Consider the following 16,041-nt stretch of genomic DNA (forward strand, 5'->3'; position numbering starts at 1 on the left):
CCAAAAGAATTGTCATTTTCGCCGGTTGTCTGTTATTAATGTCGTGGATTACGGCATGCAGACATACCAAAAAAGTTATGAACCCGGGTCTGGCCAAATACATAGAAGCCTATACTGCCGGCGTTATTTCCAAACAGAGTACTATCCGTGTACAACTGACCGGGAACGCGAATGTTACTCATACACAGAACGAACCTGTTGATGAGAACATTTTTGATTTTAGCCCGGACATTAAAGGGAAAGCATACTGGATAGATGCTACTACCATAGAGTTTCGTCCCGATGCCAACCTGACACCGGAAAAAACCTATACAGCTACCTTCCGGTTAGGCAAAGTCATGAAAGTAGAAGACGACCTCAAAGAGTTCGACTTCGAATTCAAAGTGATGAAGCCTGCTTATGCTCTGGAAGATAATGGACTCAAATCAGCAGGCAATACCTCGCTGAATAAAATGGTCCTTTCCGGAGAGATTACGACTGCCGACATAGAAGATCCTCAACTGATTGAAAAAGTGCTGACTGCTTCTTACGAAGGAAAGTCAATGCCCATCACATGGCAGCATAATGCAGCAGACAGAACGTCCAAATTCACCATCGATAACCTGATACGGGGAAACAGCGCCCGTTCACTGGAACTAAGCTGGGATGGCAAACCGTTAAAAGTAGATCTGGCCGGCAAGAAAACAATAGAAGTTCCTGCTATCTCAGAGTTCAAAGTACTTAACATAGTGCCTGTTTCCGATCCTGAACAATACCTCCTGGTACAGTTCTCCGATCCCATAAGCATGGCACAGAACCTGGATGGTCTTATCGGCATCAGCGGTATCAGTGATCTTCGTTATATCATAGAAGGTAGTGAAGTAAAAGTGTTTGCGCCCACCCGTCTGCTGGGTAATTATACCATAGTGGTAAATGAAGGGGTTATCAATATCTATGATAAACGCCTGGATGATACCTTCTCCGGCAACGTTAATTTCGAAAACACCCTGCCTGCTGTCAGCATTCCTGGTAAAGGAGTGATCTTACCGGAAAGCAATAAGCTGGTAATGCCTTTCGAAGCCGTGAATCTGAATGCAGTAGACGTTACTATCATCAAAATATACGAAAACAATATTCCACAATACCTGCAAAGCAATAACCTGGACGGTAGCCAGGAACTGCGTCGTGTAGGTAGACCTGTAGTGGAAAAAACGATCCGTCTGGATACCGATAAATCCCTGAACCTGCACAAAAACAACCGCTTCTTCCTCGACATGGATAAACTGTTGCGTACAGAACCAGGCGCTATTTATCGGGTAACCATCGGCTTCCGTAAATCATATTCCTTGCTCACCTGTGTGGCAAAAGATAAAGAAGAAACTTCCGGCAGCAGCGAGGGTGAAAGTGAAGATGAATACTATGAAGGAAGTTATTATGGTGATAAAATAGATGAAGACGATGGATTCTGGCAACGCTACGATAGCTACTATCCTTACGGCTATTCATGGGAGAGCCGCGACGATGCCTGCTCCAACTCTTACTATAATAAAGACAAATGGGCATCCCGCAACGTGATCGCTTCTAATATCGGCCTTACTGCCAAGCGTGGTAACGACAATAGCATGCTGATAGCAGTAACCGATATACGTGATACCAAACCATTAATGGGCGTGGAACTGGAACTGCTCGATTATCAGAACCAGGTAATCTACAAAACCAAAAGTGATGGTGATGGACTCGCTACTTTTGATCTGAAACGTAAACCTTATATCCTCATTGCTAAAAAAGATGATGAAAGAGGCTACCTCAAACTGGACGATGGTAACTCTTTGCCACTCGGCCGTTTTGATGTAAAAGGAGAAGAAGTACAGAACGGTATCAAAGGATTTTTATATGGTGAACGCGGCGTATGGCGCCCCGGTGATACCCTGTTCCTGACCTTCATTCTGGAAGATAAACAACAGAAATTACCGCCCAACCACCCTGTTACTCTGGAGCTCTACAATCCTAAAGGACAGTTATACAAACACGTAAACGCACTACAATCATTAAATGGTTTCTACAGCTTTACAACAACAACTTCCGCAGACGATCTGACAGGTAACTGGACCGCGAAAGTGAAAGTTGGTGGTGCTGTATTTACCAAAAACCTGCGCATAGAAACCGTTAAGCCAAACAGGCTGAAAGTGAAACTTGATTTCGGCACCCGCACCACTTTATCTAAGAGTGATGCTTCCGATGGTACATTGAGTGCACAATGGTTGTTTGGAGCTACCGCACAGAACCTGAAAGCAAAAGTAGATGTATCATTAAGTCAACAGACTACCAGCTTTCAAAAATTCAAAGAGTATCATTTCGATGATCCGATCACTCACTTCGAAGCAGAAGATAAAACCATCTTCGAAGGAAGTCTGGGAGATAATGGTACAGCTCCTGTAAAAGTGAATCTGCCATTAGATAAACTGGCACCGGGACAGCTTAAAGCAAACTTTGAGATCAAAGTATTTGAACCAGGTGGTGATTTCAGTATCGACCACTTCTCCATGCCGTACAATCCTTTTGCAACTTATGCAGGGATACGCATGCCGGAAGGCGACCGCATGACAGGTATGCTGCTTACAGATAAAGCTCATACTATCAGCATTGTGAACGTGGATGATAATGGAAACCTGGTACGTGGCAGCAGCGATGTACAGGTGGAATTGTATAAAATACGCTGGCGCTGGTGGTGGGATGATAATAGTGATAATGAATTCAGCAACTTCACACAGGATAGTTACAACCAACTGCTGAAGAAAGAAACCATCTCCCTGCAAAATGGTAAAGGTAGCTGGGATCTCCAGATCAATTCTCCTGATTGGGGAAGATACCTGGTACGGGTGAAAGACCTGAAAAGCGGTCATACCAGCGGTCAGTCTGTATATATAGATTACCCTGGATGGGCAGAGAGAGTGCAGAAAGAGAACCCTGCAGAAGCTGCAATGCTGGTATTTACATCAGATAAAACAAAGTACAATGTTGGTGAAGATGTGAAACTTACCATCCCAAGCAGTGAAGGTGGCCGCGGACTGATCAGCATTGAATCAGGTAGCAAAGTACTGAAGTCTTACTGGGTTAATACAAAGAAAGGGCAAACCACCTTCTCGTTCAAGGTAGAGAAGGAAATGGCTCCTAATATATACGTGAACGTGAGCCTGCTGCAACCACATGCTCAAACACTAAACGATCTGCCTATACGCATGTATGGCGTTATTCCAATTTCTATTGATGACGCTAATACTGTGCTGCAGCCGGTAATTTCCATGCAGGATAAACTGGAACCTGAACAGAATGCCAACATCACCATATCTGAGGCGAAAGGTAAATCCATGACCTACACCATCGCACTGGTGGATGAAGGCTTACTGGATCTAACCCGCTTTAAAACACCAGACCCTCATGGATCTTTCTATGCACGTGAAGCTCTTGGCGTAAAAACCTGGGATCTGTTCGATTTTGTAATCGGTGCATATGGTGGAGATATGGAACGTATCTTAAGTATCGGAGGTGATGAAGGACTAAACAGAAATGCAAGTACCGCTAAAGCCAACCGCTTTAAGCCTGTAGTACTTTTCATGGGACCATTCTATCTGAAAAGCGGACAGAAACAAACACACCAGTTCAAACTGCCTCCTTACATCGGCTCCGTAAAAGCGATGGTAGTGGCAGGTCAGGATGGTGCATACGGTTCGGCTGAGAAAGCAGTGGCTGTAAAAAAACCTCTGATGCTGCTCACCACACTACCACGTGTATTAGGTCCGTCAGAAACAATACAAATGCCGGTGACCGTATTCGGACTGGAAAACAATATCAAATCTGCCAGAGTAACACTAAGCACCAACGCACTGCTTGAAGTAGTGGGAGAAAACACAAAAACCGTTACCTTCTCCCAACCGGGCGAACAGATCGTATACTTCGATGTACGGGTAAAACCACAAGTGGGTGTGGCTAAAGTGAAAGTTACCGCTACCAGTGGTGCGGCAAAAGCAGAAGAACAAACTGAACTGGAAGTACGTAATCCTAACCCGGTAATCACCACCGTACAGGAAGCTACATTACAGGCTGGCCAAAGCTGGAGCGCTGGTTACAAACCTGCCGGTATGGCGGGAACAAACAAAGGAGTACTGGAAGTTTCCAGCATCCCTGCCATGAATCTTGCCAAACGCCTGAACTACCTGATAGAATATCCGCATGGCTGTGTGGAGCAAACCACTTCCAGCGTATTCCCTCAGTTAGCACTAAACCAGCTGGCAGATCTTAAAGAAAGCGAACTCGCAAACATAGACCGTAACATCAAAGCGGGAATCAACCGCTTAAAAGGATTCCAGACTTCCGACGGCGGCTTAAGCTACTGGCCGGGAGAAGGACAGGCGGACGAATGGGGTACCAACTACGCAGGCCACTTCCTCCTGGAAGCGCAGGCGAAAGGATATGTACTACCTGCCGGCATGCTGGACCAATGGAAGAAATATCAGCGTAACAAAGCTACTACCTGGGCGCCTTCTACTACTAACTTTTATGGTGGCGACCTTACACAGGCTTATCGCGTGTACTTGCTGGCACTGGCTAAAGTACCGGAACTAGGAGCTATGAACCGTCTGAAAGAATTCAAATATCTTTCTGAAGCTGCGAAATGGCGACTGGCATCTGCCTATAAATTATCCGGTCAGCCGGAGGTTGCTAATAGCCTGGTAAAAGGCTTAAATGCAGATATCAAACCTTACAAACAACTGAGCGGTACATTCGGCTCAGACTTGCGCGATAAGGCGATGATCCTTGAAACAGTTACTTTGCTGGGGCTGCGCAGCCGCGCCGATGAACTGGTTAAACAGATTGCGGCAAACCTTGCACAGGAAAACTGGTACAGCACACAAACCACAGCTTATGCACTGATTGCTATTGCTAAATACTGCGGTAATAATAAAAACGGTAAGCTGAACTTCAGCTATACATTAAATGGTAAAAGCAGTACTGTTAGTAACAATGCTTACGTAACACAGATCCCTGTTAGTGCAGAAGGCACTATCAGCATCCAGAACAAAGGACAGAATGTATTGTATACACGCCTGATATTACAGGGACGTCCGGATGCAGGCCAGGAGCCAAATATCCCGAACAATCCTGAGGTACTGGATATACAGGTACGATACAGTACCCGTGATGGTAAACAACTGGATCCTGCTACTATGCGCCAGGGATCGGATTTCATGGCGACAGTTACTATCCACAACCCGGGTAAGCGCGGTTATTATGAACAGATGGCTCTCTCGCAGATCTTCCCGAGCGGATGGGAAATTATCAATACCCGCCTGATGGGTAATGATAGTACCTTCCAAACCTCTCCATTAACGTATATTGATGTACGTGATGACAGAGTATATACTTACTTTAATATCGAAGAAAATAAAACACGGACCTATAATGTGCTGCTGAATGCGGCTTATCTGGGTCGTTATTATCTGCCAGCCGTTAGCTGTGAAGCAATGTATGATAATACCATACAGGCATTCCTTCCAGGCAAATGGATTGAAGTAGTGAAATAATATTCTAAATGCCCTGTATGTTATTCATACAGGGCATTTTTTTTATGGATTGTATTTGGTCAGTAAATACTATCCTGACATTCCTTCCAGATAAGTGAATTGAAATTGTGAAATAATATGTGGTTACGATTTAAAAAATGGATTTATAATAAAAAGTGGTGGCTGTCAGCCGCCACTTTTTTACTATTACTGTATATTTTCTGCATTCCTTCCCGCCTCTTTACCACCCCTACTTCTTTCGTAATAGAAGACAGTAACGGTGAGCTTTTAAATGCCACCATAGCTACTGATGGTCAATGGAGGTTTCCCATAGACAAACCCGTTCCGGATAAGTTTGCAAAATGCATTGTTGCCTACGAAGACAAACGTTTTTATTATCACTGGGGAGTAGATCTGCTGGCACTCAGCAGGGCATTACGACAAAACTTCCGTCAACATAAAGTAATTAGTGGAGGCAGTACACTCACCATGCAGGTGATTCGCCTTTCGCGCAATAAGCCCCGTACTATCTGGCAAAAACTGATAGAAGCTGTAATGGCTACCCGGCTGGAATTCACCAACTCCAAGAAAACTATTTTATCACTCTATGCAGGGAATGCGCCCTTCGGCGGTAACGTAGTAGGACTGGAAGCTGCTGCATGGCGGTATTACGGACGTGGTGCTACACAACTATCCTGGGGAGAAACCGCCGCACTCGCAGTATTACCCAATAGTCCCGCATTGGTACACCCTGGCCGCAACAGGCAAACGCTGCTGACTAAACGCAATCAGCTGCTCAACAGGTTATGGCATACAAACGTGATCGATAGCATTACCTGTCAGCTGTCAAAGCTTGAACCGTTGCCCGATCAGCCAAAGGCATTACCACAGGACGCTCCGCATTTACTCGACCGTTTCCGGCGTGATTACAAACAAGGTAGCACCCGCATTAAAACCACCTTGGATGCTGCACTACAAAGAAATGTAACCAACATAGTAGAACGCTATCATAATATCTACAAATCCAATGGCATCAACAATGCAGCGGCCATCGTACTGGATGTAGAAACTGGTAACGCATTAGCATACGTAGGTAATATCTATCACCCGGAGAACCCGGAAATGGAAAGCCATGTAGATGTGATCCAGGCCCCCCGCAGTCCGGGCAGTACTTTGAAACCTGTATTATATGCAGCAATGCTCAATGATGGAATGCTGCTACCTCATATGCTCGTAGCGGATATCCCTACACAAATAGCAGGGTACAGTCCGCAGAACTTCGACCTGGGTTATGATGGAGCAGTGGCAGCCAGCAGAGCTTTGTCGCGGTCATTGAATATTCCGGCAGTCCGCATGCTTCAACAATACCGTTACGAACGCTTCCATGCACTGCTGAAAAAAATGGGCATCACCACCCTCAATCAACCAGCGGACCACTACGGTCTTTCGATGATACTCGGCGGTGGGGAAACCACCCTCTGGGAAATGACAGGCATGTACGCCAGCATGGCTCGTACATTATTACACCTGGATCAATACAAAGGCAAATACGACCTTGATGATATTCATCCGCCTAACTACCAGGAAGGGCTGAAGCGCATATCTAAATATACTCCCAGCCCTTACGGCGTACTGGATGCAGGTGCTATCTGGTACACATTCCAGGCAATGGAAGAAGTAATGCGCCCCGGCGAAGAACTGTTATGGCAGCAATTCTCTTCCACCCAGCGTATCGCATGGAAAACAGGCACCAGCTTTGGCTTCCGCGACGGATGGGCCATAGGGGTAACACCGCAATACGTAGTAGGTATCTGGGTAGGTAATGCTGACGGAGAAGGCCGTCCCGGCCTCGTAGGTGTGTCTACCGCAGCGCCGGTACTCTTTGATGTATTCAGGTTATTACATACAGAAGGCTGGTTCAACACTCCTTACAACAAGTTGCGAAAAGTGGAAGTATGCCGGCAAAGCGGCTACAGAGCCAGCGATATCTGCCCTGATAAAGATTCCCTCTGGGTACCGGTGAATGGCTTGCGTAGTGGCTTGTGTCCTTATCATCAGCTGGTACATCTTGATCATACGGGTCAGTGGAGAGTAACGGCTAACTGTGAAGCACCTTCGCAGATGCAACATGTACCGTGGTTTGTATTACCACCTGCTATGGAATTTTACTATCGCTCCAAGCATAACTACCAACCCTTACCCCCATATAAACAGGAATGCCTTGCTACACTGAATCAGGACAAAGCACCAATGGAGATCATCTATCCGCGGCCTGGTGCACGTATCTATGTTCCTGTAGAAATTGACGGTTCACTTGGGGAAGCAATCTTCACAGCAACACACCGGAATACTAACGCTAAAATCTTCTGGCATCTGGACAATACGTATATCGGTACCACAACAGAATTTCACCAGATGGCATTACATCCCGCAGCAGGTAAACATACTATTACACTGGTAGATGAGCAAGGAGAGGAAGTACAGGTAGCATTTGAGATTTTGCAGAAGAAAGAGAATAATCAATAAATACACTTGTCCGCTATTGATAAAGGGAATACACCATATCTATTGTGATGGTGCGGGATTGCTATTGGTCATAAATACACCTTATCTGCCGTGATAATCAGGTGAAGTATAATCAGGGAATTAATCTTATTCTTATTCCAAAGTTAAATTAATAAACTAAACAGGCAGATGCAGTGTATTTATGACCAATAGCAATCAAGGCATACATAAATTCAATACCCATACTTCTCCTTCCACAATGCTTTCAGATACTTCCTCAACTCATCCTCCCGTGGGTTCCTGCCGGGATCATACAATTTGGCCCCTCTGATTTCATCAGGTAAGTATTCCTGTGCAGAGAAGTTATTCTCATGATCATGGGAATATTCATATCCTTTGTTATACCCCATCTCCTTCATCATTTTCGTAGGAGCATTACGTATATGCATCGGTACGGAAAGATCTCCTGTCTTAGACACAACAGACATCGCATTATTGATGGCCATATACGATGCATTACTCTTCGGAGAAGAAGCTAAATAAGTGGTACACTGAGAAAGTATGATACGAGCTTCAGGATAACCAATCATAGTTACTGCCTGAAAGGCACTCGTAGCTAATAACAACGCATTAGGGTTCGCATTCCCGATATCTTCGGATGCTAAAATAACAAGCCTGCGGGCAATGAACTTCACATCTTCCCCTCCTTCTATCATTCGCGCTAAATAATACACAGCAGCATTAGGATCACTCCCCCGCACGGATTTTATAAACGCCGAAATAATATCATAATGCTGTTCGCCCGACTTATCATAAATAGCCACCCGTTGCTGTGCAATATCCATTACCTTCTGGTCGGTCACTACTATAGGATACTCCTGCAGGGTATTAGCCACCAGTTCAAAAAGGTTCAGCAGTTTACGGGCATCTCCTCCGGAAATATTAAATAACGCAGTGGTTTCTTTAAGTTCTATTTTCTTGCTCCCCAGCCATTCATCCTTTTCCATTGCCTGGTGAAGCAATAGTAACAACTCGGGTTCTCCCAATGGTTTTAATACGTATACCTGGCTACGGGATAACAATGCTGCATTCACTTCAAAAGAAGGATTTTCTGTAGTAGCACCTATCAGGGTAATGATTCCCTTTTCCACAGCCCCTAAAAGAGCATCCTGTTGCGATTTATTAAACCGGTGGATCTCATCTATGAACAATACCGCATGCCCCTGTCTACGGGCCACTTCTATCACTTCCCGAACTTCCTTAACACCGGCAGAGATAGCGCTCAACGTGTAAAAAGGCACGTCCAGGGTATGTGCAATAATATTAGCAATCGTGGTTTTTCCTACACCAGGAGGTCCCCACAGGATCATAGAGGGGATCTTTCCCTGCTGTATCGCAGTGCGCAGAATACTATCCTTGCCGGTGAGATGTTCCTGTCCCACCAGCTCATCCAATGTGTCCGGTCTTAACCGCTCTGCTAATGGTTCCATTATTAAAATTTAACTTTCAGTATTAATATCAATGTCTGTTGTATTCTCCCTGTCTTTCCATTGTTTCAGGAAGTTGAATGACAACAGGATGTTTGCCACGATAATCACACCAAAGAAGCCCAGGAAGGCCATAATAGCATTCATCATGCTGTTAATCATACCAGGAGTTACCTGTTGCTGCTGATCTTCCGGTAATTGTTTCAGCTGTTTTGCCATCTCTGCCATTACCATGTCATGATTAGACACGAATACGATACAGCTAACAAGAAGGATCCCGGCATAAATGAGTGCCACTCCGCCCATGATGTAAATACCGCCCGGCGTACTTTCCTTCAGAGACATAGACTTATCAAGCAGACTCTTTTGCAGGTATAATGAGAGGATGGCGTGAATGAAAACCGCACCTAATAAAACTAAGAATATCAACACCTGTACAGCTCCACTCAGTAATGTCATTAATAACATCATCAAAAAGAAACCTGAAAAAAACAAGTTGATACTGGTAAGCGCTCTGAATATTTTAAAGCTAAAGGTCATGCAATTTCCGTTTTAACGACTACAAACCTACTAAACAGTAGGCAAATCACCCACTGTCGGCCCCTGCAAAACGCCGTTTGTCAAAAACCCTTTCCTGTAAACGCCGCGGATGCACTGTTTTAGCTATCTTTAAAATCTAAACCTGTTTATTTTATGAAGAGCATTCACGCTTTACAACTACCGTTGTTGGCTGCCGTAACCCTTATGGCTGCCTGCAACAACAACAGCACCACGCAGCAGGCAGGGGCGGATTCGACCAAAGTTCCGGCCTTTGAAGTAAGTTCAATAGATTCAACAGTTAAACCCTGTGATGACTTTGACGGATTTGTTAATGGCAACTGGAAGAAGAATAACCCCATTCCTTCTACAGAAAGCCGTTGGGGCGCATTTAATGTACTGGACAAACAAAACAAGGAAGTTCGCCTGAAAGGCATCATCCTCTCCCTGGCAGAACAAAAAGACCTGAAGAAAGGCACTGAAGAACAGCAAATCTCTGACTTCTACCGTTCTTTCCTGGACACAGCTACCATCGAGAAGCTGGGTATTACACCATTACAGCCTTACCTGGATAAGATTAATGGTATCCAGTCACTGGCAGACTGGGCCAAAGTTTCCGGCGATCTGCAAAACATCGGGATATCCGCTCCTTTTGGCTTTGGTGTAGATGCCGATGCCCGCAACAGTAAAATGAATGCGGTGTATGAAGGCCAGGATGGCCTTAGTCTTGGCGAAAAAAGCTACTACGAAAGACAAGACTCCAGCACAGTGAATGTACGGAGCGAATTTGTGACTCACGTAAATAAACAATTCAACCAGGCAGGATTTAAAGATGCCGATCCTGGTAAAACGATCCTTGATTTTGAAACCAAACTGGCTAAGATCCAGCTATCTAATGTACAGCTGCGCGACCCGGTTAAAACTTACAACAAGGCCCCCTTCAGTGAACTGAAAAAACTGGCACCAGCCGTTGACTGGGATGCTTTTGCAGACATCCAGGGGATCAAACCTGATACACTGATCATTCAGGATAAGGCTTACCTGCAAGGCGCATCCGCCCTGTTAAAAAGTACTCCGCTCGAAACATTGAAAACCTGGCTGCGTTGGCAAACCCTTTCTCACTTTGCCAGCTACCTGCCTAAACCAATAGACAACGAGAACTTCCATTTCTTTGCGACCGTAATGCGTGGCACAAAGGCTCAGAAACCACGTCTCGAACGCGCTATCCGTGCTACTGATGGTACAATGGGTATGCCTCTGGGAAAACTCTTTGTAAAGAAATATTTCCCTGAAAGTTCCAAACAGAAAGTATCTGAGATGATCGAAAACGTACGCACCGTTTACGGAGAAAGAGTAGATGCTCTTACCTGGATGGGCGATTCCACTAAAAAGATGGCCCATAAAAAACTGGCGTCCTTCACCTACAAGATCGGTTATCCTGATAAATGGAAAGACTATTCTACCATCGACATAAAACCAGCTACGCTGATAGAAAACATCGTTTCTGCCAGCCATTTCTCTCATAAAGAAGCTCTGGATAAAATCGGCAAACCGGTCGATAAAACAGAATGGGGTATGACTCCTCAAACAGTAAATGCTTACTACAATCCGCTGAATAATGAAGTGGTATTCCCTGCTGGTATCCTGCAACCCCCTTTCTTCAATGCTAATGCAGATGACGCAATCAACTACGGTGGTATCATTGCTGTAATAGGTCATGAATTCACCCACGGTTTTGACGATCAGGGCTCTCAATTCGATGCAGATGGTAACCTGAAGAACTGGTGGACTGACAAAGACCGTAAAAACTTTATGGCCCTGTCTAATAAATATGTTCGGTATTTTGACGGTATCGAAGTATTGCCAGGCTTCCACATTAATGGTGCACTTACCATCGGTGAAAACACAGCCGATCTGGGAGGTCTTACATTGGCTTACTATGCACTGGCAAAATCTCTGAAAGGTAAACCTGAACCAGCACTTATTGATGGATATAACTGGAAACAACGTTTCTTCCTGGGCTGGGCACAGGTATGGCATGGCAACAGCACAGAGGCTGCACTTCGGAACCAGGTACAGACCGATCCTCACTCGCCGGCAAGAGACCGTATTAATGGTCCGCTGCCTCACCTGAAAGAATTTGCTGATGCATGGGCAGGTACTCCAGGTAATAAAATGGTACTTCCAGATAGTGCCCGTGTAGTGATCTGGTAAGGATAGGAGTTATTGGATAATATATATACAAAGAGCTTGTTTTCCATGTTGGAACACAAAGCCCGGAATTAAAGTATTTAAGCTGGTCATTTTTGACCAGCTTTTATTTTTCCCTATAAAAACAATCTTCTCTAAGTACAAATTGCCTTGAAAGTTGCACTATAGTCATTTAGGACAGTTAGTAGTGCGTTGCACTTTACACTGCTGTTAGGCAGGGGTTAAGATGGGGTTAGTTTGACTCGAGTCAAACTAACCCCATCTTAACCCCTGCCTAACACCTACTAAACCCCTATCAAACCTGGAACTTGTCCCGCCCCCTCCCCGAAGACACTGGAAATTTGTACTAGTCATGAATAGTTATACACTTTATGACAGAAAAGATCTGCCCCAAAGCTTACTATAGGAAAAGATGATAAATGAAGGGGAGGAGAATTGCTTAAACAACTATCTCCATAAGGCGCCAAAAATAAAAGCGCCTGTATCATAGCACGATACAGGCGCTTTTATTTAAAATATATTGATCACTTACTCAGGTTCCATACTTTCAGTGAATCAAGTTGTACATTCCCTCCTTCTGCAAAAACGGCTAACCCTGTAGCCTCTTTTTCAGGGAATAATAAGGTAGTAAACACTGTCTCTCCACCATTTACAAATACTTCAAGGGAAGATTTATCAAACAAAATCTGTAACCTTACCTTATCGCTTGATCTTACCGGCAACGATATAGTATCTCCCTTACCTTTCTCTCTGATAAATAATTCATTACGCTGTATATCATATCCTACTGTCACTTCATTTCCATTCTTGTCCTGTGCTACTTTAAATCCAAAGCTCTGCGCTGTACCAGGGGTAAATGTGGCGTCTATCCAATTAGTGTTCGTATTAAAACTTTTTGCAGTGCCTAAAGTTAACTCCTTGCTAATGGTGATATTCTTCTTTAGTAGTTTGTTCGCAGCAGGTAATTTGTCAAGACTCGCATATAATACCTCAGAAGGCTGCTGGTACAAACGAATCCCTTTTGGAGTTGATTTCAATAATAAGTCACGCGGAATGGACATCTGTCCACGCCAGGGGTATGTACCCGTTTCAAAAGGCATCAGCCAGCCTAGCATGGTTTGCCTGTTATCCGGAAGGTTGTTATAGGGAATAGCAGCATAGAACGTACGCCCATAATCCACAAATAACTGTTTATCAGCAGGATTATCATTCTTAAAGGTCTTACCATCGAAATCACCAACGAAATATTGCATTCCGGTAGCTGCATCCTGATTACCGGAAGAAACCATCAGCAACCACTTTTTCTTTGCAGGATCACCATCTACAAATATTGGTGTTAAAGAAGGACATTCCCATATTTTCCGGATATCTCCCTGATTACCAAATTCACTTAACAGCTCCCATTCCTTCAGGTTAGATGAGGTATAAAACTGCACTTTTCGTGCTTCCGGAACGGCGACTGTCATCAGCCATTTATGCTGCTCTTCCAGCCAGATAACACTGGGATCGCGAAAGTCCGGTCGGTGAATATCTATGACCGGGTTACCGGGGTAATTGGTGTAGGTAAGTCCGCCATCAGTACTATAAGCAATAAATTGTGATTCTTTCTGCTGCTTTGGCTGGTCTGCCGTATAGATGGCCACTATTGCATTTTTCCCAAAGTTGCTGGTATTCTGCTCATCCAATACTGCAGAGCCCGAAAAGATCCATGTGGTGGTATCCTTTTCTTCCTTTTCAGGGATGGCAATTGGTAAATGTTCCCAGTGCAGCAGATCCTTGCTGGTAGCATGCCCCCAGCTCATGTGTCCCCATTTGTTTTCATAAGGGTTATGCTGATAGTAGAGGTGATACACTCCGTTCAAATATATGAGCCCATTAGGATCGTTGGTCCAGTTCTTAGCTGGCGTGAAATGATACACTGGTCGCCATTGCGGAGTAGGAGCAGGCTGATCCTGAGCCTGTAATAAAACGGGCAGTATGCCTGTCAGTAAAATGGATAAAAGCTTTTTCTTCATAACAAGTTGAATTTATAGAATAATGTTACCAGCCGGTATTCTGTTTATATAATCCTTTACTAAAATTTATCTGGTTCAAAGGAACAGGCAGGTATTCATCTCTTCCCTTAGTAAATTTAGCATCTTCAAGATGCGCGCTTCGTGTTTTCTCTACCGTAAAATAAGCATTGAGATATTCTGCGGCAATGCCCCATCGTACAAGATCAAAGAAACGATAACCTTCCATTGCAAATTCCAGGCGACGTTCCCAGCGTAATGCCTGCCGGGCAAAATCCTGTGTCCAGGTACAGTTGATGCCTGGCTGATAAGTACTTATTTTATAGTTGGATGTAAAAGACCCGTCCGGTTGTTTCAATAAGCCGGTGCTGGCTGCTGCCCTTTCACGGATCCTGTTAATGAGCGGAAGCGCTTCATCCTGTCTTCCCAGTTCTATGAGACTTTCCGTTTTAAACAGCAGTACATCTGCAAAGCGGATAATGTCCCAGTTCTTTGAACTGGACATGAATGGCGGTACTTTCAGAAAGCTGGCATCATCAGGCAGTACGGCTTCTTTCAGACTTAAATAACCACCGTATACATCCGGTGCACGTGCCCATGAGCGTTTGTAGATAAATGTGGGATCGTATTTATATGGATGTTCCGGAATGGCCACAGTATGATCCAGACGCGGATCAAATGTATAGGTATGGAAATCACTCTCCGTATTTACATTCGTATCATTGAATGTGTTAAACTCGGGTAAACCATTATTATCTGTTTTAAATGCATTCACCAGGTTGTAGCTAGGTGAGTGAAAACCACAGCAGCCATAATCCCGGTTCATGGGATAATCCAACGCATGTCCATAGTCGAGGCGACCTTTAGGTGTACCATCGTTCTGGGAATACTGAATGGCAAAAACAGATTCTGTACTATTCTGATAGGCTGATAAAAAGTTATTTGCAAAGTCAGCATCCAGCTGGTATTTACCCGAATTGATCACCTCATCGCTCAGGGAATTCACCTGTTGCAGCAACGCGGCGTCAATGCTGACAACTGCATTGTTCTCATCCTGCTTATATGCCTGGTACAACAAGGTTTTAGCCAGGTAAGCCTTTGCCGCATATTTATTGGCTCTGCCTATTTCAGGTTGCGTTTCCGGCAAACTGTCAGCAGCAAAATGGAAATCATCTGCGATTTTTGTCCACAGTTCATCGTTAGTATAAGCCCTGTTGGAAACAGTATCATAACTTTCCTTTGCAATGTTCTCATCTATATAAGGCACATATTTGAACAGTACTTTCAACAGGAAATAATAATGCCCTCTGAGAAAATGCATTTCTGCCTGACGGGTTACTTTATTTGGATACACTTCCTTACTGATATTATTCAGGCGTGCCAACGCGTCATTCACACGACCGATGCACACATACAGGCGAAACCATACCAGGTCAGATGAACTGTTATCGATCCGGTTCAGTGAAAAGCTCTCATAGAAATGATATTCACTGATATCACCGGTACCATCCCCTCCCTTGTAAGCATCACCACTACGCAGATTACCATAGGGCCACATACTGGAATAAGGTGCTGTATAGTGATCATTACCTAAGGCAGCGTAAGCGGCTGTTGCCATTTTCTCTACATTCTCCGGTGTGTTAAGTGCATCGCCGGAAATAACTGCCTGTGGTGTCTGATCCAGGAACTTGCTGCAGGCTCCCAGCAGCAGGCAGCAAAATATGAGTATATATATAACGTGTTTCATTG

Annotated in this window: 7 protein-coding genes; 3 read left to right on the plus strand and 4 right to left on the minus strand. The window is 44.5% G+C overall.

Going from position 1 to position 16,041, the window contains the following annotated elements; all coding sequences use genetic code 11:
* The first annotated feature begins 77 nt into the window (after window positions 1-77).
* Window positions 78-5,561: an alpha-2-macroglobulin family protein gene (locus tag BM176_RS05980; protein ID WP_255373446.1), complete on the plus strand. Its 5,484-nt coding sequence runs from the start codon at window positions 78-80 to the stop codon at window positions 5,559-5,561.
* A 117-nt stretch (window positions 5,562-5,678) separates the two neighbouring features.
* On the plus strand, window positions 5,679-8,066 hold the full coding sequence (gene pbpC / locus BM176_RS05985) for a penicillin-binding protein 1C (RefSeq protein ID WP_090100576.1): 2,388 nt from the start codon (window positions 5,679-5,681) through the stop codon (window positions 8,064-8,066).
* A 212-nt stretch (window positions 8,067-8,278) separates the two neighbouring features.
* On the opposite strand, the gene BM176_RS05990 is transcribed toward pbpC, so the two are convergent.
* Both BM176_RS05990 and BM176_RS05995 read right to left on the minus strand, forming a co-directional pair.
* Window positions 8,279-9,535, minus strand: a complete 1,257-nt coding sequence (locus tag BM176_RS05990) for a replication-associated recombination protein A (RefSeq protein ID WP_177230312.1) — start codon at window positions 9,533-9,535, stop codon at window positions 8,279-8,281.
* Window positions 9,536-9,544: 9 nt separating this feature from the next.
* Window positions 9,545-10,072 carry a hypothetical protein gene (locus BM176_RS05995; protein WP_090100580.1) on the minus strand — a complete coding sequence of 176 codons (528 nt, stop codon included), beginning with the start codon at window positions 10,070-10,072 and terminating at the stop codon, window positions 9,545-9,547.
* Window positions 10,073-10,225: 153 nt separating this feature from the next.
* Between BM176_RS05995 and BM176_RS06000 the strand changes: the two genes are divergently transcribed.
* Window positions 10,226-12,283: a M13 family metallopeptidase gene (locus BM176_RS06000; protein ID WP_090100582.1), complete on the plus strand. Its 2,058-nt coding sequence runs from the start codon at window positions 10,226-10,228 to the stop codon at window positions 12,281-12,283.
* A 521-nt stretch (window positions 12,284-12,804) separates the two neighbouring features.
* Here the strand turns inward: BM176_RS06000 and BM176_RS06005 are convergent.
* Entirely contained in the window at window positions 12,805-14,295 is a 1,491-nt protein-coding gene (locus BM176_RS06005) for a glycoside hydrolase family 32 protein (RefSeq protein ID WP_090100584.1), read from the minus strand.
* 25 nt (window positions 14,296-14,320) lie between these two features.
* The gene (locus BM176_RS06010) at window positions 14,321-16,039 is read right to left on the minus strand and encodes a RagB/SusD family nutrient uptake outer membrane protein (protein WP_090100586.1); all 1,719 of its coding nucleotides are present in this window, start codon (window positions 16,037-16,039) and stop codon (window positions 14,321-14,323) included.
* Between the last annotated feature and the right edge of the window lie 2 nt (window positions 16,040-16,041).

This window comes from Chitinophaga sp. CF118, from assembly GCF_900112615.1.
In the GTDB taxonomy this organism is placed as follows: domain Bacteria; phylum Bacteroidota; class Bacteroidia; order Chitinophagales; family Chitinophagaceae; genus Chitinophaga.